The organism is Sphingobium sp. (genome assembly GCF_048594625.1).
GTDB lineage: Bacteria > Pseudomonadota > Alphaproteobacteria > Sphingomonadales > Sphingomonadaceae > Sphingobium.
Genome location: NZ_JBMDWL010000016.1, coordinates 42158 through 63980, shown reverse-complemented (window position 1 = coordinate 63980; position 21823 = coordinate 42158). Strand labels below are relative to the sequence as shown.

Genomic DNA, 21823 nt, shown 5'->3' with positions numbered 1-21823 from the left:
GAAAACAACCACTGGAACTGAGGATAGGCCTTTGTCAGACATCGTGATTACCGCCGCAAAGCGCACCCCCGTCGGCAGCTTTCTGGGTGCCTATGCAAATACCCACGCACATGTACTGGGCCAGACCGCGATCATCGCCGCCCTCGAACAGGCCGGCGTTGCGGCGGATGAAGTGGATGAAGTCATATTGGGCCATGTCCTGACCGCCGGTCTTGGTCAGAACCCCGCCCGTCAGGCCGCCGTCGCCGCGGGCATCCCGGTCGATCGCACCGCCTTTGCCATCAATCAGGTGTGCGGTTCGGGCCTGCGCGCCGTCGCCCTTGCCGCGCAGGCGATCGCCAATGGCGACGCGGCGATCATGGTTGCGGGCGGTCAGGAAAATATGTCGCTGTCCCCCCATGCGCAATTCCTGCGCGCCGGGTCGAAAATGGGCAATGTCAGCCTGATCGACACAATGATCCAGGACGGCCTGACCGACGCCTTCAACAATTATCACATGGGCATCACCGCCGAAAATCTGGCCGAAAAATACCAGATCACGCGCGAAGAGCAGGACGCCTTCGCCGTCGCCAGCCAGAACAAGGCATCGGCTGCCCGCGCTTCGGGCCGGTTCAAGGATGAAATCGCCGCCGTCACGGTAAAGGGTCGCAAGGGCGACACCATCGTCGACACCGACGAATATATCCGCGACGGCGCAACCATCGAAGCGATGCAGGGCCTGCGCCCCGCTTTCAAGAAGGACGGCACCGTCACGGCGGGCAATGCCAGCGGCCTCAATGACGGCGCGGCCGCTCTGGTCCTCATGACCGCCGATCAGGCGGCAAAGCGCGGCGCGACCATTCTTGGCCGCATCGCCGGTTTTGCGACCTGCGGCGTCGACCCATCGATCATGGGCATCGGCCCTGCTCCGGCCAGCCGCAAGGCTCTGGCAAAGGCGGGCTGGTCGGTCGCCGATCTCGACCTGATCGAAGCCAATGAAGCCTTCGCGGCACAGGCTCTGTCGGTCGGCAAGGAACTGGGCTTCGACCCTGAAAAGGTGAATGTAAACGGCGGCGCCATCGCCATCGGCCACCCCATCGGCGCATCGGGCGCGCGCGTGCTGACGACGCTGCTCTACGAAATGGCCAAGCGCGACGCGAAGAAGGGCCTTGCCACCCTGTGCATCGGCGGCGGCATGGGCGTCGCCATGTGCATCGAACGCTGATCGCGCGTTGATGATGTGAATGAAAGGGGTCGCCGGTCACAGGATCGGCGGCCCCTTTTCCTTGAACGCGCTTTGCACGCCGTCATCCGTACGGGATGCTCCGGCATCCGCGCTTTCAGAAAAGCCGCGATCCGTTCGGCACCGGCCGATCCGGTGCGAACAGCATCACCGCACCTGCATCGTCCGCAAAGCCCAGCGTCAGCACTTGCGACATGAATTTGCCGATCTGGCGCGGCGGAAAATTCACGACCGCCGCAACCTGCCGCCCCGGCAGTTCGTCCAGCGCATGATTTTCGGTGATCTGCGCGCTCGACTGCTTGCGCCCGATGCCGGCACCGAAATCGATCAGCAGCTTGTAGGCGGGCTTGCGTGCTTCGGGATAGGGTTCGGCGGACAGGATCGTGCCGACCCGAATGTCCACCTTCAGAAAATCGTCAAAGGCGATGGTGTCGGCCGCAGGCGCGGCCGGATCATGGGTCAGGTGCATGGGGTCGGCCCTTTCAGTCCGGATGTCGTGCCGACCATATCCATGCAGCGGCGGGAAAGTCCACATGGCCGTCCTGCAATCTGGCACGGCAGACATCCGCCACCCGGTCCACGATCGCCCCGCGCTCATCCGGACCGGCAGCCCTCAATGCGCGCGCAGCCGGTCCAATCATGCTGAAAAGGTGACCGCGTCGGCGATCGCGTCCTCGCCGCTTCCCGCGCGATAGGCGAAATCGACCGGTAGCGCCCCGAGATCGCGCCATCCCGCATCCGCCAGCATGCGCCGCACGAAATCTTCCTCGGCAAAGGCGAAGGGGCCGGGCCGATAGCCATCACCGGGCGGCGGCGCTTCTCCCACCGCCGCCATCAGTTCCTTCGCCCACAGGTTCAGCGCAGCCGAACGGAAACAGGAAAAGATCAGCCGCCCACCCGGCCGCGTCGCCGATCGCAATCGGGCAAAGGTCGCCACAGGATCATCGAAGAACATCACGCCATGGCGCGACATGATCAGGTCGAACGGCCCGCTGTCATCGATCGCATCCTCAACCGGTGCCGCGACGAATGCGCAGTTGGGAACCGCCGCGCCGCGCGCCCGTGCGACCGCCACCAGCGCCGGGGAAATATCGATCCCCGTCACCTGCGCCCGCGCATTGGCGCCTGCAGCGGCCAGCGACGTCCCGCCCGCGCCGCACCCCACATCGGCCACCGCCACGGCGCCATCCTCCATGGCGTCGCGGATCGCCCGGTCCAGATGCCGTGACAGGTCGGCGAAGCTGCGATCCGTCCGCCGCCATTCCAGTGCCCAGACGTCGCCGTTGGAACCGGCCCAACCGGCGGCATCCATGCGCGCCATTGCCGTTTGTGCGGATCGTTCTGAAACCTGCGTCATCATCGCCACCTCGCCTTTCACGTCCCGCCATGATGCAGCGGGAAAGAGAAAAGGCAAGGCTATTGCGATAAATTCGCAATAAGGCAGCTATGCCAGTAACCGGCGCATCGTCATGATGCGCCGATCAAAGCGGAAGCGCATTTTACTCCGCCGCTTCCAGCTCGACCTTCACTTCCGCCTGCATCGGCACGACGCCCAGCTTGGCGAACAGCGCCGCATCCGCATTGTCGCCCGCATTGGCGGTGGTCAGCAGCTTGTCGCCGGTGAAGATGCTGTTCGCGCCCGCCATGAAGCACAGCGCCTGACAACTGTCGGACATGCTCTCGCGCCCTGCGCTCAGGCGCACCATGCTTTGCGGCATCACGATCCGCGCGACCGCCACCGTGCGCACGAACTCGATCTCATCGATCTTGGCGAGCGGGGTGTCGGCCAGCATATTGCCCAGCACGGTGCCCTTGACCGGCACCAGCGCATTGATCGGCACGCTCTGCGTATGCATCGGCAGCACCGCCCGGGCATGGATAAAACCGACCCGGTCCTCCCGCGTTTCGCCCATGCCGACGATCCCGCCACTGCATACATTGATGCCCGAATTGCGGACATTTTCCAGCGTCACCAGCCGGTCGTCAAACGTCCGCGTCGTGATGACCTTCTCATAATGTTCGGGCGACGTGTCGATATTATGGTTGTAATAATCCAGCCCCGCCTCGGCCAGCATGTCGGCCTGCCCCTCGCTCAACATCCCCAGCGTCATGCATGTTTCCATGCCCATCTGGCGCACGCCCTTCACCATTTCGACGATCGCGGGCATGTCGCGATCCTTGGGGTTGCGCCATGCCGCGCCCATGCAGAAACGCGACGATCCCGCATCCTTCGCCTGCGCCGCAGCCTGCATCACGGCCTGCACGCTCATCAGCTTTTCGGCCTTCAGCCCGCTTTCCGCCGATGCCGACTGATTGCAATAGCCGCAATCTTCCGGGCAACCGCCGGTCTTGATCGACAGGAGGGTGGACAGCTGTACCTCATTGCGCGGGAAATTGGCGCGATGGATCGACTGCGCCTCGAACATCAGGTCGCCAAACGGCATGTCGAACAGCGCGGCGATCTCCTCGCGCGTCCAGTCGTTGCGGGCAGTCAGGGTGGAGGGGGTCGTCATCACGCAGCTTTCTCTGGCCCCGACGGGGGCATGTTATGGTCGTTCGGGCGCGGCGTATCGCCGGCGCGTTTCACGGCGTTCGAACCCGGCTCATAAATGCGCCGGTCCCTGACGTCACGAAGATAGTCGTCATCCTGCGATGGAACGATAGCTCGCCCGGCAGATATGTAAATTTGCAAATCGCTATTCCGCAAATTAGGGTCGTCGCCATGGCACGCGGCAACCGTATCTTTGCAGGCCCACGCCTGCGCCAGCTGCGCCTGGACCATCGGATGGATCAGGCGACGATGGCGCAGGCGCTGGGCATATCCGTATCCTATCTGTCCCAGATGGAAAATGACGATCGCCCTCTCACCGCAAAGGTCAAGGCGGCGCTCGCCAGCGCCTTTCCCACCGACTGGGCCAGTTTCGACAGTCGGGAGGAGGAACAGCTGCTGGGCGCCTTCACCTATGCGCTCGCCCATCCCGAGCTGCCCGGCGTGCCGATGGAACCGGAACGCATCGAAAAACTGCACCTGCAATTCCCCGAATTCGCGGCCCGCTACGTCGATCTTTACAACGCGCATATGCGCGCCAACGAACGCATCAACATGATAGAGGAGGCGATCGCCAACGATCATGAAGTGCAGGCGCGCCTGCCGTGGGAGGCTGCACGCGACTGGTTCCACGAAAGCGGCAATTACGTCCATAACCTCGACTGTCTGGCCGAAGACATGGCGGAAAGCTTCACCAAGGGACAGGCGCTGGACGAAGGCATGCTGGTGGAGGCGCTTGCCCGTCGCCACGGCATCGAAACCCTGATCGCCGAAACGCCCGACAGCGCGCTGCGCGCCTATCGCGCCGCCGTCCGCCAATTGTTCATCAACGCCGCCCTGCCGGTCGAAAGCCGCAAATTCATGCTCGCCCATCAATTGATGATGCTGGAAGGGCAGGCTGTGATCGCTGATGTGGTGCGCCGGGCCGCCCTGCCGGTGCCGGGCGCGGACCGCCTGCTCGCCATCGGCCTTGGCAATTATGCCGCGGGCGCGCTGCTCATGCCCTATGCCGCCTTCCGCGAAGCCGCCCGCACGATGCGCCACGATATAGACCGGCTCGCCCGCACCTTCGGCGTCAGTTTCGAACAGGCCTGTCATCGCCTCTCGACGCTTCAGCGCCCCGGCCTGCGCGGTATTCCCTTCTTCTTCTGCCGCGTCGACATGGCGGGCAACATCACGAAGCGCCACAGCGCCACCCGCCTGCAATTCGCGCGTTTCGGCGGCGCCTGCCCGCTATGGAATGTGCATGAAGCCGTCGCGGTGCCCGACCGCATCAACGTCCAGCTGGGCGAAACGCCGGACGGCGTCCGCTATGTGTCGATGGCAAAGGGGCTGGTAAAACCATCGGGCAGTTACAAGCGCACCCCGCGCCGTTTCGCGGTCGTGCTGGGCTGCGAAATCGCGCACGCGGCCAACTTCGTCTATGCCGATGGCCTGCATCTGCATGAAGAGGGCGCCGCGACCCCCATCGGCATCACCTGTCGCCTGTGCCCACGCCAAAGCTGTGATCAGCGCGCCTTTCCGCCCGCAGACCGTCCCATCCATGTCGATCCCGACAATCGCCAGATCGTGCCTTACTGGATTGGCTGAGACGCCGCCTGCCGGTTGTCCCGCTGCGCTATGTCGGCGCCGAACCGATAACCGATCGTCGCGGCCATGATCGCGGTAAAGGCCAGGAAAATACCGACCGCGCCGCCGACCTTCTTGTCTTTCGTCGTCATCATCGTCTCCTTTCCGCCGGTCATGCTGTCGCATATCGGCTGAAAATCAACGCCGCCGCCTGGGCCGTGCATCATGGGGGATATGCGCCCCTCATCCCGCGATCACCATCGCCTCGTCCAGAAAGTCCAGAAATGCCCGCACCCGCGCCGCCGCCCGATCTTCCGGGGCGTAGAGCGCGTGAATATCCTCGCCATCGCCCGGATTATGATCGGCCAGCACTTCCACCAGCCGCCCTTCGCGCAAATCCCGTGCGACATGGAAATGCCCGTGCCGTGCAATCCCCGCGCCCGCGACCGCCATCTGCCGCACCACTTCGCCCGAATTGCCGAAGAAACGCCCCGTCACCGGCCGTTGCACCACTCTGCCCTTCACCCGGAACGGCCAACTGTCGATCGATCGCCGGAAACTGAAGCGCAGGCAGTCATGCCCGTCCAGATCCTCCGGCACTTTCGGCACGCCCCGCCGCGCCAGATAATCGGGACTGGCGACCAGGACCATGCGGCTATGCCCCAGCTTCTTGGCCCGCAAACTTGTGTCCCGCAACGGCCCGATGCGGATGGCGATGTCCGCCCGCTCCTCCACCAGATCGACGATCGCGTCGGTCAGCGTCAGGTCGACCGTCACCGCCGGATATGCCTCTCCAAACCGCGCCAGTATCGGGATCAGGCATTCATGCCCGAAGGACGGCGAGGCATTGATGCGCAACATGCCGCGCGGTCCCTGTCCCCTGTCGCTCAGGCTCGCTTCGACATCGAACATATCGCCCAGTATCGCGATCATCCGGTCGCGATAGACCTGTCCTTCCCGCGTCAGCGCCAGCGACCGCGTCGTCCGCCGCACCAGCGCCACGCCCAGCCTGTGTTCCAGCCGCGCGATCGACCGGCTGACCGCAGATGGCGTCAGGCGCAGCGCCTTGGCGGCCGCGGCAAAGCTGCCCTCATGCGCCACCATCAGGAAATTTTCGACGTCGCCAAATCTGTTATCCATGATTTCAAATCACTTCTGAAATGCTTTGTTTCCATCTAATCATGAATAGGCAAGTTTCTATCTATCTGTCCATCTCGCTGTCTCATTTGAAAGGGCAAACACATGGATCTGAAACTCAACGGCAAGTCCGCCATCGTCACCGGATCGACCGCCGGCATCGGCCTCGCCATCGCTAAACGGCTCGCGCAGGAAGGCGTCGCCGTCACCATCACCGGCCGCTCCCAGGCGAAACTGGATGCCGCCTCCGCTGAAATCGGCCTGCCAGTCAACGCCGTCCTGGCCGATCCCGCTACCGCAGAAGGGGCCGCCGCCCTGATCGCCGCCGTCCCTGCGACCGACATCCTCGTCAACAATCTGGGCATCTACGAAGCCAAGGATTTTGCCGACATCAGCGACGCGGACTGGCACCATCTGTTCGAAGTAAACGTTGTCAGCGGCGCGCGCCTTTCCCGCCACTATTTCCCGAAAATGCTGGATCAGGACTGGGGCCGCATCATCTTCATCGCCAGCGAAAGCGGCCTTCTGCCGCCTGCTGAAATGATCCATTACGGCATGACCAAATCGGCGCAGCTGTCCATTTCCCGTGGCCTTGCCGAACATACGCGCGGCACCGGGGTCACCGTCAATGCGGTCCTGCCCGGTCCCACCCGCTCTGAAGGGATCGTGGATTTCATCCGATCGGTGGTGGACAACAAAGACGCGCCCGAAGCCGAACGCGAAGCCGAATTTTTCACCAAACTCCGCCCCCTTTCGCTCATCAAGCGGCTGATCGAAGCGGATGAGGTCGGCGCGATGGTCGCCTATCTTTCCAGCCCGCTGGCCGCCGCCACCAATGGCGCCGCGCTCCGGGTCGAAGGCGGCATGGTCCCCACCATCGCGTGATCCGGCACCGCCTCCCTTCGTTCCGCACCTGTTCGTAATGGCGCCGCTCAGCCTCCGTTACGAACAGGCGCGGAACGAAGGGGCGTTTGACGATCCGCCTTGTGGAAACTGGCCCTGTCGCTCGTCTTCAGCCCGCATTATGGACATGAAGATGAGCGACACGGACAGCCTTTCCTCGATCGACGAAACCCTGCTGCAGGACGGCTATGCCCGCCTGCCGGGACGGGCGATATGCGACCGGCTGGCCATCGCCCCCACGGACTGGGACGATTTCGCCGCCAGCTGGAACGATCTTGGTCCCGATCTCTACATGGCCGATGGCGGGCGCTATCGCCGCCGCCGTCATGCCGCCTTCGCGCTGGAAGGGGGAGCGCTTACCCGCAAGCCGCATCAGCCCCATTATCAGAGCCGCGACTATAATCCCCTGAACGGTGATGTTCAGCGCTGGTTCGATCCTGTGGCCGACGCCACCGTGGCCAATCCCGCGCTGCAATCCATCTTCGCCTTTTGCGCCACCCATTTCGATCCGGCCGGGCGCGGCAACTGGCATATCGAAATGCACCAGTTCCGGATCGAGGCAAAGCCCGAGGAAAGCGGTCGTCCCACGCCCGAAGGAATGCACCGCGACGGCGTGGACCATGTGCTGGTGATGCTGATCGAACGGCGCAACGTCCGCGAAGGCATTACCCGCATCGGCGCGCCGGACGGCTCGCCGCTGGGCGAATTTACCCTGACCGATCCGGGCGACACCATGTTGATCGATGATCACCGCATCATGCACGGCGTCACGGCCATCCATCCGGTCGATCCCGCCCAGCCCGCCTGGCGCGACGCGCTGGTGGTGACCTTCACCGCGCGATGAATCATTCCGTTCGGTTCGATCTCGACGGGAACTGACCAGCGCAGCGCTCGCGGTTCCTCGACACCACTCGAAACGAACGGACCTTCGCTTATTTCAGCAGCACCAGTTCCTCGGCCATGCTGGGGTGCAGCGCGACGGTATCGTCGAAATCCTGCTTGGTCAGCCCCGCCTTCACCGCGACGGCGGCCGCCTGCAATATCTCCGGCGCATCCGGGCCGATCATGTGCAGCCCCACCACCTTGTCGGTGGTTTCATCCACGATCATCTTGTAAAGCGCCCGCTCGTCCCGCCCGGCCAGCACATTCTTCATCGGCCGGAAATCGGACGTATAGACCTTCACCGTCCCGTATTTATTCTTCGCCTGCGCCTCGGTCAGGCCCACGCCTGCCAGCGGCGGATGGCTGAACACGGCCGCCGGCACACAATCATAATCGACCTTGCGGGGGTTGTTCCCGAACACCGTGTCGGCAAAGGCATGCCCTTCGCGAATGGCCACCGGCGTCAGTTGCAGCCGGTCGGTGACATCGCCCACGGCATAGATGCTCTGACAGCTGGTCTGGCTGTAATCGTCGACCTTGATCGCGCCCTTATCGGTCAATTGGACCCCGGCCGCTTCCAGGCCCAGCCCGTCGGTCATCGGCCTGCGCCCGGTCGCGAACAGCACGACGTCGGCCGCGACCGGATCGCCATCGGCGAAATGGACGCACAGCGTGCCATCGTCATTTTTTTCGATCCGCTTCATCTTCGCATTGAAGCGGAAATGAATGCCCTTGGTCATGCTGATCTGAAGCAGCCGGTCGCGGATCTGCTCGTCATATCCGCGCAGCAGGTCGCCGCCCCGGTTGACCATCGTCACATGGCTGCCGAACTGATGGAAAATCCCCGCAAATTCGTTGGCGATATAGCCGCCGGCGACGATGACGATGCGCTTGGGACATTCGTCCAGATGGAACACCTCGTTCGACGTGATGCCATGTTCCGCCCCCTCGATTTCGGGAATGACGGGCCATGCGCCGGTCGCGACCAGAATGACCTTGGCCGTCACGTCCCGCCCGCTCGCCAGCTTTATGCCATGCGGGCCGGTGATGGTCGCCCGCTCGCGGATCACCTCCACCTTGTTGCTGCTCAGCGTATTGCCGTACAGCCCCTCAAGCCGGTCGACTTCGGCCAGCACATTGTCGCGCAGCGTCGTCCATTCGAATCCGCAATCGGGCACATTCCACCCAAAGCGGCGGGCGTCCTTCAGATCTTCGGCAAAATGCGCGCCATAGATCAGCAGCTTCTTGGGTACGCATCCGCGAATGACGCAGGTGCCGCCGACGCGAAATTCCTCGGCCACCGCGACCTTCGCGCCATGGGCCGACGCGATCCGGGAAGCACGCACGCCGCCCGATCCCGCGCCGATGACGAAAAGGTCGAAATCATATCCGGTCATGCTGTTCTCCGCTCAGCGCATCGCATGCTGGGCGACGTGCCATCAAACTTGGTGGCGGATATGGCGACTGGGGCGAAAAGTTACAAATGGGAATCGTCTTCCATTGCTTCCCCGGCCCCGTCCGTTCGGTTCGAGCTTGTCGAGAGCCATTCTCGACACGCCATCTCGACGCAGTCGAAGCCGCTACTCGAACCGAACAGATTACAGACTTATTCCCCGGCCAGTGCCAGATCGATCAGCGCCATGGTCGAAGGATCGAAACCGGTCGGCCCGTTCGCCTCGATCGACTTGGCGATTTCCTTGCCCAGCTCGACGCCGAACTGGTCGAAGGGATTGATCCCCATCAGCACGGCGTTGGCAAAGGTGCGATGCTCGTAAAAGGCGATCAGCGCGCCCAGCGCTTCGGGCGTCACATCGTCCAGCAGGATCGTCGTGGACGGCCGGTTGCCGGGATAGGCGCGCGCCGGATCGTCGGCATTGTCCTTGCCCCGCATCAACGCTGCGCCCTGCGCAAAGCAGTTGACCAGCAACGCGCGGTGATGCGCCGGGTCCAGCACATGGCCCGGTTCGATCGACGCGATGAACTCGACCGGCGTGATGATCGTCCCCTGATGCAGCAGCTGGAACACGGCATGCTGTGCATCGGTGCCGACCCCGCCCCAGGTGATCGGCGCGGTCGGCCCATCGACCGGCTCATTGTCGCGGGTCACGCTCTTGCCGTTGCTCTCCATCTCCAGCTGTTGGAGATAGGATGGCAACAACGCCAGCCGCTCGTCATAGGCGAAAAGGGCGCGGGTCTGGCACCCCATGACACGGGTGTAATATTGGTCCACGAATGCCGCAATCAGCGGCGCATTCTGTTCGGGCGCGGACAGGCGGAAATGGCGGTCCATCGCCGCCGCCCCTTCCAGCAGGCTTTCGAACGCGTCCCAGCCCAGCGCCATGGCGGCGGGAAAGCCGATGGAAGACCAGAGCGAATACCGCCCCCCCACCGATTCGGCGAAGGGCAGGATGCGGGTTTCATCGACGCCCCATTCCATCGCCTTTTCGGGCGCCGCGGTCAGCGCGATGACCTTGCCATAGGGATCGTCCACGCCGGCTTCGACCATCCAGTTGATCGCGCTCGCCGCGTTCAGCATGGTTTCGCTGGTGGTGAAAGTCTTCGACGCGATGGCGATCAGCGTGGTGTGCGGGTCGAACCCTTCGATCGCCCGTTCCAGCGCGGTGCCGTCCACATTGGACACGATTGCGACATCATAGCGCACGCCGTCGCCGTCCAGCGCATCGACGATCAGCTTGGGGCCAAGCGCCGACCCGCCGATGCCGATATGCAGCACGTGGCGCACTTCACCCAGAGCGCCCGCCTCGATCGCGTCGATCAGGCCGCGCATCCGCTGGTGCAGCATCTTGGCATGGGCGACGCTGTCGGCATTGCCTTCGCCCCGTTCGGCGGGATGTTCGGCGGCGCGGCCTTCGCTGTTGTTGACCGCCTGCCCCATGAACAGCGCGTCGCGCCATCCGGCAAAATCCTGATCCTTCGCCAGCGACAGGAACCCGGCCATCACATCGTCGGTCAGATGCGTCTTGGACCAGTCGAACCGGATCGGCCCCTGCTTCAGAACCAGCTTCGACAGACGATCGGGATCGGTGGTGAATACGGACTTCAGGTCTGCTTGCGGAAGCGCGGCGATGGACGCCAAAGAACGCGGCTGTGCAGGGCTGGTCATGCAATATCCTCTATGACGTTGGTCGACATCGACGCTGCACCGGTCGATTCTGCCTATGCTTAGCCAAATTTGCAGGCTTTTGCATTGAGAAGCACTGCTTGACGCGCATCGCATCAGGCTCCACAAGCCGCACGGCCGCTCTGTCGGCACTTTCATCAGGGACCAGACGACACTCCATGACTGCCAAATCGGAAACGCGGGACTTTCTCTGGTTCCTCGCCAAGCTGGGCCTGTTCGTCTTCATCCTGCGCAGCTTCATCATATCGCCTTTCAACATCCCGTCGGAATCGATGCAGCCGCGCCTGCTGATCGGCGATTATCTGCTGGTCGCCAAATGGCCCTATGGCTATTCGCGCTATTCGCTGCCCTTCTCGATCCCGCTGATCCCCGGACGCATCCTTGCGTCCACGCCGGAACGCGGCGACGTGGTGGTGTTCAAGGCGCCGCCGAACCAGAAGAATGATTATATCAAGCGCGTCATCGGCCTGCCCGGCGACATGATCGCCGTGCGCGGCGGCACCGTCTATCTGAATGGTCAGGCGATTCCCAAGCAGAAGGTCGCCGACCTCGTCATTCCGGTGACGCAGAACATGATCGACGCGTCCACCCGCGAAGGCGCGCCGTCCCCCTGCTACCGACCGGATTTTGAACAGGCCGCGCCCGGCGGCGGCAAACAGTGCCGCTACCCGCAATATCGCGAAACCCTGCCTGGCGGCAAAAGCTACAATGTCCTCGACCTGCTGCCCGACGGCGCGGCGGATGATCGCGACACGGTGCTGGTGCCGCAGGGGCATCTTTTCATGATGGGCGACAATCGCGATCGCTCCGCCGACAGCCGCTTCCCCGCGGTCGAAGGCGGCGGCATCGGCCTCGTCCCCGAAGAAAATCTGGTGGGCAAGGCGATGATCTCCGTCTTTTCGACCGACGGCAGCGCCAACTGGCTGCTCCCATGGACATGGTTCACCGCCGCGCGCTGGAGCCGCATCGGGGAAGGCTTTTGAATTTGAATTCGCATAGGCCCGATACCGCTGGCTGGCTGAAGCAACTGATCGGGCGCGCGCCGAAAAACCCGGCCGCGTTCGAACAGGCGCTGACCCATGGCAGCGCCAAGGCGGTCAATTATGAACGGCTGGAGTTTCTGGGCGACCGCATCCTTGGCCTGCTGATCGGCGAATGGCTGTTCGACCGTTTTACCGATGAACCGGAAGGTAAGCTGTCCCGCCGCTTCAACGCGCTGGTGTCGGGCGAAACCTGCGCCGAAGTCGCGCGCGCCGCGGGCGTGCCCACGCACCTGATCCTTGGCAAACAGGCCCGCGACGATGGCGCCACCAACAGCGACAATGTGCTGGGTGACGTGATGGAAGCGCTGATCGGCGCGCTCTCTCTGGAAGGTGGACTGGATGAAGCCCGCGCCCTCGTCCGCCGCCTGTGGGGCGACCGGGTGGATACGCAGACCAGCGCGCCCCGTCATCCCAAATCCTATCTTCAGGAATGGGCCGCCGCCAACAAACGCAAACCGCCCGAATATGTCATGACCGACCGTTCCGGCCCGCAACACGCCCTGCGCTTTACAGTGACCGTTTCGATCAAGGGCGCAGGCGAAGCCAGCGCGACCGGCGGATCGAAACAGGAAGCCGAAACCGCAGCGGCCAAGGCGCTGCTGGATAAACTGGCGGGGTAAAATGCCCACCCTCCGTTCGCTCTGAGCTTGTCGAAGGGCTTTTCTTCCTCTTTAATTTGCCCATGCCCTTCTGGACCTACATGCTTCACTGCGCAAACCGCAGCTTTTATGTAGGGCATACCGACAATCTCGAACATCGGATTGGGCATCATGATCAGGGATGGATTGCTGGTTACACGCAAACGCGCCTGCCGGTAAAACTGGTCTGGTCGCAATCGTTCGACACACGTATAGAAGCACTTGAAGCCGAACGGCAGATCAAGGGGTGGAGCCGTGCCAAAAAGCTGGCCCTCATCCGCGAAGATTGGACGCTGATCTCGACATCGGCCCGATCAGGCAAAGAAAATTTAAGCCCTTCGACAGGCTCAGGGCGAACGGAGTGTTAATTGACAACAAACATGAATAACCAGCGCTGCGGCGTCATTGCGGTCGTCGGCGCGCCCAATGCGGGCAAATCGACGCTGGTCAACGCTCTTGTGGGGCAGAAGGTGGCGATCACCAGTCCCAAGGCGCAGACCACCCGCACCCGCGTGATGGGCGTCGCGATCGAAGGCGACGCGCAACTGGTGCTGGTCGACACGCCCGGCGTCTTCGCGCCCAAGCGACGACTGGACCGCGCCATGGTGCAGGCCGCATGGAGCGGTGCGCAGGGTGCGGACCTGATCGCAATGGTCATCGATGGCAAGGCGGGGCTTGGTCCCAAGCTGGAACCCATCGTCGAAGCGCTCAAGCATCGCAGCGAACGCAAGTGGCTGATCATCAACAAGGTCGACATCGCCACCAAGGAACGGCTGCTGGTCCATACGGAAAAGCTGAACGATCAGCTGGGTTTCGACGAAATCTATTTCGTGTCCGCCGCGACCGGCGATGGCCTGCCCGAACTCAAGACCGCCTTCGCCAACGCCATGCCGCAGGGGCCATGGCATTTCCCCGAAGATCAGGTGTCGGACGCCACCGACCGGATGCTGGCCGCCGAAATCACCCGCGAACAGCTTTATCATCAGCTGCATGCCGAACTCCCCTATGCCGCCGCTGTGGATACGGAACAATATAAGGAACGGGATGACGGGTCGGTGGAAATTCACCAGCAGATCCTGGTCGGTCGCCCGACACAGCGCGCCATCGTGCTGGGCAAGGGGGGGCAGCGGCTTAAGGAAATCGGGTCCAAGGCCCGCGCCGAACTCGCCAATCTTCTGGGGGTAAAGGTCCATCTCTACCTGCACGTCAAGGTGAAGGAAGACTGGGAGGATGATCGCGGCATCTATCGCGACATCGGTCTCGACTGGGTGGAATGAACCGACGCTAAGGATATAATTTACCTTATCCCGTTACGGCCCCGTTCCATGGGACCGAAACGGAAAATAGCCCTGTGCGTCGGCATATCGGTATTGGGGACGATCATCATCATGGCGGCCATGTCCGCCATCCCCGGCCTGTTCATTCCGGTGCGCTATTTCATCGTCGGTATCGTCTGTTCCAGCAGCATTTCCACCCCGGTCTGCATCCTGCTCGTTCGGCAGAGCGAGGAAAATAAGCGCTTGCGCCTGGAGCTGGAGGGGCGGGTGGCCGATCTTGCCCGCCTCGCCAATTATGACGGGTTGACCGGGCTACTCAACCGCAATGCCTTTTTCGACCGCGCGGAACAGGTCCATGCGCAACCGGGCAACTGGTATCTGCTGATCGACATCGATCATTTCAAACGCTTCAACGACGATCATGGCCATCTGGCGGGCGACGCGGTGTTGCGCGCCGTCGGCATCGCCATCAGCGAAGCGCTCCGCCCCGACGATCTCTATGGCCGCATGGGGGGTGAGGAATTTGCCGCCTGCCTGCTCGCCTGCGACGCCGATCAGGCCACCCGCCGGGCCGAACATGTCCGCACATCGATCCAGTCGCTGCGCGTCACCGCGCCATCGGGCCGCATCGTCCGCGTCACAGCCAGCATCGGCCTCAGCATCAGCGACCCCGCACAGCCGGTCGAAGCCAGCCTGCACCGCGCCGACATCGCCATGTATGCCGCCAAGACGGGCGGCCGCAACCAGGTGCGACGCGCCGCCTGACGACCCGGTTTATTCGGCCGCCCCAGCCGCCTTGGTCGCAGCTTTCTTGGCCGGCGCCTTCTTGGCAGGCGCTTTCTTCGCAGCTGGCTTTTTCTCGGCCGTTTCCTTCTTTGCCGCGGCGTCCTTCTTGGGCGCGGCCTTCTTCTTGGCTGGCGCCTTCTTGCCCTTTTTCGCCGGTGCAGAGGCGGCGCGCGCGTCGATCAGCTGCGCCGCTTCCTCCAGCGTCAGTTGGTCCTTGTCCACCGTCTTGGGCAGCGTCGCATTGGTCGTGCCATCGGTGACATAGGCGCCATAACGCCCTTCCATCAGCTTGATTTCAGCCTCGGTACGCGGATGCGCGCCCAGTATCTTCAACGGCTCTCGCCCGCCGCTGGACCGCCCGCCGCGATTGGCCGCATCGGCCAGCTTGGCGACGGCCATATTCATGCCGACCTCGAAAATCTCGGCCGTGTTGGCCAGCCGCCCATATTTGCCGTCATGCAACAGATAGGGACCGAAACGCCCGATATTGGCCATGATCGGCAGGCCGGTTTCCGGATGCAGCCCCACTTCGCGCGGCAGGCTCAGCAGCTTGACCGCCCAGTCCAGCGTCATTTCGCCGCCCGGCAGATCCTTGGGAATGGAACCGCGCTTGGCCTCCTTTCCTTCGCCCATTTCGATATAGGGACCAAAGCGGCCGGACTTCTTCACAATGTCCTGCCCGGTTTCGGGATGCTGACCGAGTATTTCGGGTCCGCTGTCGCCGCCTTCACTGCCGCCCGGCTGGCCGAATTTGCGGGTATATTTGCATTCGGGATAGTTGGAGCAGGCAATGAAGGCCCCGAACCGTCCGCCACGCAGCGACAACTGTCCATCGGCGCATAGCGGGCAGGCGCGCGGGTTGCTCCCGTCCGCCTTGGGCGGGAACAGCATCGGCTCCAGAAACTTGTCCAGTTCCGCTGTGATATCCGACGGTTTCTGTTCCATCACCTCGGCGGTCTTAGGCTTGAAATCGCGCCAGAACGCCTCCAGCACCGCCTGCCACTGGGCCCGGCCACCGCTGATGTCGTCCAGCTCGTCTTCCAGCCCGGCGGTGAAGTCATAGGAGACATAACGTTCGAAGAAGCGTTCGAGGAACGCTGTCACCAGCCGCCCGCTTTCTTCGGCAAAAAAGCGGTTCTTTTCCACCCGCACATAGTCGCGGTCCTTGAGCACCTGAAGCGTCGAGGCGTAGGTGGAAGGCCGCCCGATCCCCAATTCTTCCAGACGCTTGACCAGCGATGCCTCGGAATAGCGCGGCGGCGGCTGCGTGAAATGCTGCTCGGCGCTGACCTTCTTCTTGGCGGGGGCATCGCCCTCGCTCATGCGCGGCAGCAGCTTGCTGTCGTCATCATCCGAATCGTCACGACCTTCCTCGTACAGGGCAAGGAAGCCGGGGAAGATCACCACCTGACCGGTGGCGCGCAGCGCGTGCTGGCCGGTCTGTTCGACCAGATCGATCGTCGTTCGCTCCAGCCGCGCCGACGCCATCTGGCTCGCCAGCGCGCGCTTGAAGATCAGGTCATAGAGGCGCGCATGATCGCCGCTGCCCACCTTGTCACGGTTAAATTCGGTCGGACGAATGGCTTCATGCGCTTCCTGCGCATTCTTCGCCTTGGTCTGATACTGACGCGGCTTTTCGGGCAGGTAACCGCCGTCATAGTGCTCCGCAATCGCCTTGCGCGCGGCGGAAATGGCGCTGCCGTCCATCTGCACGCCGTCGGTACGCATATAGGTGATCGCGCCATCCTCATACAGCTGCTGCGCGATCCGCATCGTATGGCTGGCCGAAAAGCCGAGCTTGCGCGCCGCTTCCTGCTGCAAGGTCGATGTGGTGAACGGCGCGGGAGGATTGCGGCTGACCGGCTTCGTCTCGACCTTCTCGACGGAGAAGCGCCCGGCCTCCACATCGGCCTTGGCGGCCATGGCATCGCCTTCCTTGCCGATGGTCAGCCGCTCGATCTTCTCGCCCTTCCACCGGACGAGGCGCGCGGTAAAGCCCTGCCCGCTCTGCTCCATATCGGCCGCGACGGACCAATATTCCTGCGGTACGAAACTCTCGATCTCGCGCTCGCGCTCCACCACCAGCCGCAGGGCGACCGACTGCACGCGCCCGGCCGATTTCGCGCCGGGCAGCTTGCGCCACAGCACCGGCGACAAAGTGAAGCCCACCAGATAATCGAGCGCCCGGCGCGCCCGATATGCGTCGATCAGATCCTCGTCCAGCGCGCGCGGCTGCGCCATCGCTTCGGTCACCGCCGCCTTGGTGATGGCGTTGAATGTCACCCGGTCGACCTTCTGCGGCAGCACCTTCTTGGCGCGCAGCACTTCCTGCACATGCCAGCTGATCGCTTCCCCTTCGCGATCAGGGTCGGTGGCCAGGATTAATCGGTCGGCCTTCTTCGCCTGATCGGCGATGGCCTTCAACTGCTTGCCTTTGTCGCCATAATTTTCCCACTGCATGGCAAAACCATCGTCGGGATCGACCGACCCGTCCTTTGCGGGCAGGTCGCGAATATGGCCATAGCTGGCAAGGACGTGAAAATCGCCGCCCAGATATTTCTCGATGGTCTTCGCCTTGGCGGGCGATTCTACGATGACAAGCTGCATTATGGCCCCGGATTTTGTTGCCCCACACGTACGCGCGAGTCTGGCTACCTTGTCGCTATCGCGTCAAGCCTTCCTGCGCGCCAGTCCTAACCGCTCCATATCAGGCAAAAATTTGTTCGAGCGATCGTCCGCTTTCGTCCGCCTGCGACAATGTCAGATAGGCCTGGGTCCAGCAGATCGAACTCAGGATGGTTGCGCCGCCCGCCGCCAGGTTGACGACGATGTTGAAGATCAGCCCGTCCAGACTGTCTTCTCCGGCAAAGGCGGCGGACAGGCCGCCCACTGCGACCATCACGATCAGGAACGGGCCCCAGATCAACAGGCCCAGCCCCAATATCCGCCAGCGATTGCCCGCCGTCAGTGTCCCGCTCCGCTCCATCGCTTCCGAAACGCCCAGATTTTCGCGCAACAGCGCAGGCAGCCCCACCGCCCAGCGCGTGAACAGCATCACGCCCGGCACGATCAGGAATAGCAGCCCCACCACGACGCCCAGACCGGTCAGCAGGTTAAATCCGAACGCGGCGCCAAATCGCGGCTTGATCTCCGCATCGGACAGATGCGCCTGCAAGCTGTAATATACCGTCAGCACGGACACGAAGAACAGCGCGATATTGCTCGCCATATTGCCCGCACGCGGCGCATAGGTGTCGAACAGCCCACCCAGCAGGCCCACGCCTACGGCAAATCCGCCATATCGCACGGCGCCTTGCCCGATGTCGGTCATGGCCTGCGAAAATATCCGCCCTATGTCAATTCTCTGTATCGCATCGCTCATATCATCGACACCTTTCCCCCTGAATGGCGGTCGGTTCTGCCCGCCAGCTCCAGTTCCAGCAATATCGTCTGCACCACTGCGGGCGACAGGCCCGATTGCCGGATCAGCTCATCCACCGGCACCGGCGCCGGTCCCAGCAACGCGATCACGGCCGCCCGTTCCCCTTCCGCAACATCGCTCGACACGGGCGCGCCCAGAAACTCGAAACTGCCCTGCCGCACCATGCGCGGATCGAAACCGCCGATCGCCTCCATGACGTCCGCGCCATTCTGGACAAGGATCGCGCCTTCGCGAATCAACGCGTTGCAACCCTGCGCCCGTGGGTCGAGCGGCGATCCGGGCACGGCCATCACCTCACGCCCCGCCTCCCCCGCCAGCCGCGCGGTGATCAGCGATCCGGATTTGGGCGCGGCCTCCACCACCACGGTGCCCAGCGCCAGTCCCGCGATGATCCGGTTGCGCGCCGGGAAATGCCGTGCCAGCGGCTGCACGCCGGGCGGATGCTCCGTCACCAGCAGGCCGTCGCTCGCCACCTGTTCCTGCAACGCCGCATTTTCGGGCGGAAAGCTGATGTCGATGCCGCGGGCGATCACGCCGAGGGTCCCGCTGTCGATCGATCCGCGATGCGCCTCCGTATCGATCCCGCGCGCCAGCCCCGACACGACGACCGCGCCCCGCTGCCCCAGATCCTGCGCCAGATTGCGCGCAAAGCGGCATGCCGCCGCCGATGCGTTGCGCGCGCCCACCATCGCGACGCAGGGCCGCGTTGCCAGCGTCACATCGCCCCGCACGATCAGCGCGGGTGGCGCGCCATCCATCTCGTTCAGCAGGGCGGGATAATCGGCATCGCCCATCAACAGGTAGCGCGCGCCCAGCGCCCGGCTCGCGGCGATTTCCCGCTCGACTGCGCCCGCCTCCGCCACGCTGGCCTTGCCCCCGCCACGCGCCGCCAGATCGGGAATGGCGCGCAATGCCTCACCCGCCGTCCCGAACCGGGCGATCAATTGCCTGTAGCTGACCGGACCGATCCGGGGGGAGCGGATCAGCCGCAGCCTGTCGAACCGCTCCCGCTCGCTCATTCGGCGGCGCTGTCCTTGGATTTGCCGACTTTTGGTTCCTCCCCCTTCATCAGCCGGGCGATATTGGCGCGGTGTCGCCACAGCACGATCAAAGCCAATGCAAGGCTGACCGGCACCAGATCGATCCGCCCGAATGCGCCCATCGCGATCGGCGCGCTCACCGCCGCCGACATGCCCCCGACCGAAGACCAGCGCGTGCCGTAAAGCGCGCCCAGCCAGACGAGCGCAAACACGATCCCGGCGGGCCAGAACATCGCCGTCACCACGCCCATCATCGTCGCCACGCCCTTGCCGCCTGCAAAGCGCAGCCAGACGGGATAGCAATGGCCGATAAATGCCATCGCCCCCGCCATCGGCCCGCCGCCGTCGATCAACGCCGCGCCGATCAGCACCGCCGCCGCGCCCTTGAGCAGATCGAGCAGCAGCGTCGCCGCCGCCAGCCCCTTGCGCCCGGTGCGCAGCACATTGGTCGCGCCGATATTGCCCGACCCGATCTGGCGCAGGTCGCCTGCGCCGGTGAAGCGGGTCAGCAACAGGCCAAAGGGGATGGAGCCGAGCAGATAGCCCATAACCAGTATGAAAGCGGGAAGAAGCCAGGGAGGTGTCATGCCATTCGCCAGTAAGATTTGCGCGCGACCATAGCGTGACAGGCGCGTTGGGCAATGGGGGTCGGTACGTCTTTCAGCGTAGTCGCGCCGGATTGCCGACCACGGTTGCGCCTGCCGAAACGTCGCGCGTCACCACGCTGCCCGCGCCGATCAGCGCATCGTCGCCGATGGTGACGCCCGGCAGGATGATCGCCCCGCCGCCGATCCATACATTGCGCCCGATGCGGATCGGCCGTCCCCATTCGATCCCGCTGGCGCGCTCGGCCGGATCGCGCGGATGATCGGCGGTCAATATCTGCACGCCCGTGCCGATCTGTGTCCCGTCACCGATCGTCACTTCCACCACATCCAATATGGTACAGTTGAAATTCAGGAACACGCCCGCGCCCAGAAAGATGTTGAACCCATAATCGCAATGAAAGGGCGGCCGGATGGTCGATCCCTCGCCCAGCGCGCCCAGCCGCTCCTTCAGCAAGGCCTCCCGTTCCGGCGGCAGGGTGGCATTGAACCGCTGCATCCACTCCGCAGCGGCCAGCTGATCCGCGATGATTTCGGGATCATTGGCATGATAGGGTTCGCCCGCGATCATCTTCTGCTTCATGCTGCGTTCGGTCACCATCATCTCCATGGAATGGCAGGCGGATTGGCAGTCGCAACCATGTCTGGCAAGACCGCCCGGTTGACACCATCGCCATGCCGCGACATGAACGGTCATGACGGTCGCCACTGATGCTCCCATCCTTTTCTTCGATTCCGGTGTGGGGGGACTGTCCATCCTCGCCCCCGCGCGCGCGGCGTTGCCGACCGCGCCGATCGTCTATGCCGCCGACAGTGCGGGTTTCCCCTATGGCACGAAGAGCGAGGCCGAAATCGCCGCCCGCGTGCCCGCCTTGCTCGGTCGCCTTGTCGAACGCTATCGCCCGCGCCTTGCCGTGATCGCCTGCAACACGGCGTCGACCATCGCGCTCCAGCATGTCCGCGCCGCGCTCGATATTCCGGTCGTCGGCACCGTTCCCGCGATCAAGCCTGCCGCGATCCTTTCCAAAAACCGCGTCTTCGGCGTGCTCGGCACCGACGCCACCGTCCGTCAACCCTATGTGGACCGGCTCGCCGCCGAACATGGTGCGGACTGCACCGTCCTGCGCCACGGCTCCGCCGCCCTCGTCCAGCTCGCCGAAGCCAAGCTGCGCGGCGAAACGCTCGATCCCAATATCGCCCGCGGCGCACTGGCGGGGCTGCTCGATCAACCGGGTGGGGACAGGATGGACATGGTGGTGCTGGCCTGCACCCATTTTCCACTGGTGGAGGAGGAACTGGCCGCCGCTGCGCCCCATACCATGGGCTTCGTCCATGGCGGCGAAGGCATCGCCCGACGCATCCGCTTTCTGACGGATGGGCAGCCATGGCCCGACGCCCCGTCGCCCGGCACGGCCGTCTTTACGCGCGTGGATGACAAGGTCGAAGCGCTCCGCCCCGCGCTTGCCCGCTATGGGCTTCACCGGATCGAAAATCTTTGACGAAAGAGGGGTAGGCCATTTGTCCTATGGCCAACCGATCCGATTAGTCTGATAGGTATTTCTCCCTAAGGTTGCGAGCGGTTATCGCTG

The 21823-nt window shown here is 63.5% G+C and carries 22 protein-coding genes; 10 read left to right on the top strand and 12 right to left on the bottom strand.

Annotated features, from left to right (window positions below; all coding sequences use genetic code 11):
• Nucleotides 1-31: 31 nt before the first annotated feature.
• Entirely contained in the window at nt 32-1204 is a 1173-nt protein-coding gene (locus tag ACOJSJ_RS01805; protein WP_420143271.1) for an acetyl-CoA C-acetyltransferase, read from the top strand.
• 115 nt (nt 1205-1319) lie between these two features.
• On the opposite strand, the gene ACOJSJ_RS01800 is transcribed toward ACOJSJ_RS01805, so the two are convergent.
• The 3 genes from ACOJSJ_RS01800 to bioB form a co-directional block, all read right to left on the bottom strand.
• Nucleotides 1320-1691 carry a tRNA-binding protein gene (locus ACOJSJ_RS01800; protein ID WP_420143270.1) on the bottom strand — a complete coding sequence of 124 codons (372 nt, stop codon included), beginning with the start codon at nt 1689-1691 and terminating at the stop codon, nt 1320-1322.
• A 168-nt stretch (nt 1692-1859) separates the two neighbouring features.
• Nucleotides 1860-2600, bottom strand: coding sequence for a class I SAM-dependent methyltransferase (locus ACOJSJ_RS01795; RefSeq protein WP_420143269.1), 741 nt, complete (start codon nt 2598-2600; stop codon nt 1860-1862).
• A gap of 121 nt (nt 2601-2721) precedes the next feature.
• Nucleotides 2722-3735 carry a biotin synthase BioB gene (gene bioB, locus ACOJSJ_RS01790; protein WP_420143295.1) on the bottom strand — a complete coding sequence of 338 codons (1014 nt, stop codon included), beginning with the start codon at nt 3733-3735 and terminating at the stop codon, nt 2722-2724.
• A 209-nt stretch (nt 3736-3944) separates the two neighbouring features.
• On the opposite strand from bioB, the gene ACOJSJ_RS01785 reads away from it, so the two are divergent.
• Nucleotides 3945-5360: a helix-turn-helix domain-containing protein gene (locus ACOJSJ_RS01785; protein WP_420143268.1), complete on the top strand. Its 1416-nt coding sequence runs from the start codon at nt 3945-3947 to the stop codon at nt 5358-5360.
• On the opposite strand, the gene ACOJSJ_RS01780 is transcribed toward ACOJSJ_RS01785, so the two are convergent.
• On the bottom strand, nt 5345-5494 hold the full coding sequence (locus tag ACOJSJ_RS01780; RefSeq protein WP_420143267.1) for a hypothetical protein: 150 nt from the start codon (nt 5492-5494) through the stop codon (nt 5345-5347). The genes ACOJSJ_RS01785 and ACOJSJ_RS01780 overlap by 16 nt on opposite strands.
• A gap of 88 nt (nt 5495-5582) precedes the next feature.
• Nucleotides 5583-6479: a LysR family transcriptional regulator gene (locus ACOJSJ_RS01775; RefSeq protein WP_420143266.1), complete on the bottom strand. Its 897-nt coding sequence runs from the start codon at nt 6477-6479 to the stop codon at nt 5583-5585.
• A 102-nt stretch (nt 6480-6581) separates the two neighbouring features.
• Here ACOJSJ_RS01775 and ACOJSJ_RS01770 point away from each other — a divergent pair, with 102 nt between their 5' ends.
• A complete protein-coding gene (locus ACOJSJ_RS01770; RefSeq protein ID WP_420143265.1) occupies nt 6582-7361 on the top strand; it encodes an SDR family NAD(P)-dependent oxidoreductase in 780 nt (259 codons plus the stop codon).
• Between the two features lie 151 nt (nt 7362-7512).
• Nucleotides 7513-8223, top strand: a complete 711-nt coding sequence (locus tag ACOJSJ_RS01765) for a 2OG-Fe dioxygenase family protein (RefSeq protein WP_420143264.1) — start codon at nt 7513-7515, stop codon at nt 8221-8223.
• 88 nt (nt 8224-8311) lie between these two features.
• On the opposite strand, the gene gor is transcribed toward ACOJSJ_RS01765, so the two are convergent.
• The gene (gene gor / locus ACOJSJ_RS01760; RefSeq protein ID WP_420143263.1) at nt 8312-9658 is read right to left on the bottom strand and encodes a glutathione-disulfide reductase; all 1347 of its coding nucleotides are present in this window, start codon (nt 9656-9658) and stop codon (nt 8312-8314) included.
• 209 nt (nt 9659-9867) lie between these two features.
• Nucleotides 9868-11385: a glucose-6-phosphate isomerase gene (gene pgi / locus ACOJSJ_RS01755; RefSeq protein WP_420143262.1), complete on the bottom strand. Its 1518-nt coding sequence runs from the start codon at nt 11383-11385 to the stop codon at nt 9868-9870.
• A 176-nt stretch (nt 11386-11561) separates the two neighbouring features.
• Here pgi and lepB point away from each other — a divergent pair, with 176 nt between their 5' ends.
• The 5 genes from lepB to ACOJSJ_RS01730 all read left to right on the top strand — a co-directional run bounded on the left by lepB (nt 11562) and on the right by ACOJSJ_RS01730 (nt 15126).
• Nucleotides 11562-12386 (top strand): signal peptidase I, encoded by an 825-nt coding sequence (gene lepB / locus ACOJSJ_RS01750; protein ID WP_420143261.1) that lies wholly within the window; start codon nt 11562-11564, stop codon nt 12384-12386.
• On the top strand, nt 12341-13066 hold the full coding sequence (gene rnc, locus ACOJSJ_RS01745; RefSeq protein WP_420143260.1) for a ribonuclease III: 726 nt from the start codon (nt 12341-12343) through the stop codon (nt 13064-13066). The genes lepB and rnc overlap by 46 nt, the downstream gene beginning before the upstream one ends.
• A 62-nt stretch (nt 13067-13128) precedes the next feature.
• Entirely contained in the window at nt 13129-13452 is a 324-nt protein-coding gene (locus ACOJSJ_RS01740) for a GIY-YIG nuclease family protein (RefSeq protein WP_420143259.1), read from the top strand.
• A 12-nt stretch (nt 13453-13464) separates the two neighbouring features.
• Nucleotides 13465-14361: a GTPase Era gene (era, locus tag ACOJSJ_RS01735; protein ID WP_420143258.1), complete on the top strand. Its 897-nt coding sequence runs from the start codon at nt 13465-13467 to the stop codon at nt 14359-14361.
• Nucleotides 14362-14409: 48 nt separating this feature from the next.
• Nucleotides 14410-15126, top strand: a complete 717-nt coding sequence (locus ACOJSJ_RS01730; protein WP_420143257.1) for a GGDEF domain-containing protein — start codon at nt 14410-14412, stop codon at nt 15124-15126.
• A gap of 9 nt (nt 15127-15135) precedes the next feature.
• Here ACOJSJ_RS01730 and topA read toward each other — a convergent pair whose 3' ends face one another.
• The 5 genes from topA to ACOJSJ_RS01705 all read right to left on the bottom strand — a co-directional run bounded on the left by topA (nt 15136) and on the right by ACOJSJ_RS01705 (nt 20832).
• On the bottom strand, nt 15136-17754 hold the full coding sequence (gene topA, locus ACOJSJ_RS01725; RefSeq protein ID WP_420143256.1) for a type I DNA topoisomerase: 2619 nt from the start codon (nt 17752-17754) through the stop codon (nt 15136-15138).
• A 100-nt stretch (nt 17755-17854) separates the two neighbouring features.
• Nucleotides 17855-18478 carry a glycerophosphoryl diester phosphodiesterase membrane domain-containing protein gene (locus ACOJSJ_RS01720; RefSeq protein ID WP_420143255.1) on the bottom strand — a complete coding sequence of 208 codons (624 nt, stop codon included), beginning with the start codon at nt 18476-18478 and terminating at the stop codon, nt 17855-17857.
• Nucleotides 18479-18525: 47 nt separating this feature from the next.
• Nucleotides 18526-19608: a DNA-processing protein DprA gene (dprA, locus tag ACOJSJ_RS01715; RefSeq protein WP_420143254.1), complete on the bottom strand. Its 1083-nt coding sequence runs from the start codon at nt 19606-19608 to the stop codon at nt 18526-18528.
• On the bottom strand, nt 19605-20177 hold the full coding sequence (gene plsY / locus ACOJSJ_RS01710) for a glycerol-3-phosphate 1-O-acyltransferase PlsY (RefSeq protein WP_420143253.1): 573 nt from the start codon (nt 20175-20177) through the stop codon (nt 19605-19607). The genes dprA and plsY overlap by 4 nt, the downstream gene beginning before the upstream one ends.
• A 112-nt stretch (nt 20178-20289) precedes the next feature.
• Nucleotides 20290-20832 (bottom strand): sugar O-acetyltransferase, encoded by a 543-nt coding sequence (locus ACOJSJ_RS01705; RefSeq protein ID WP_420143252.1) that lies wholly within the window; start codon nt 20830-20832, stop codon nt 20290-20292.
• 97 nt (nt 20833-20929) lie between these two features.
• Here ACOJSJ_RS01705 and murI point away from each other — a divergent pair, with 97 nt between their 5' ends.
• Nucleotides 20930-21733 (top strand): glutamate racemase, encoded by an 804-nt coding sequence (murI, locus tag ACOJSJ_RS01700; protein WP_420143251.1) that lies wholly within the window; start codon nt 20930-20932, stop codon nt 21731-21733.
• The last annotated feature ends 90 nt before the right edge of the window (nt 21734-21823 follow it).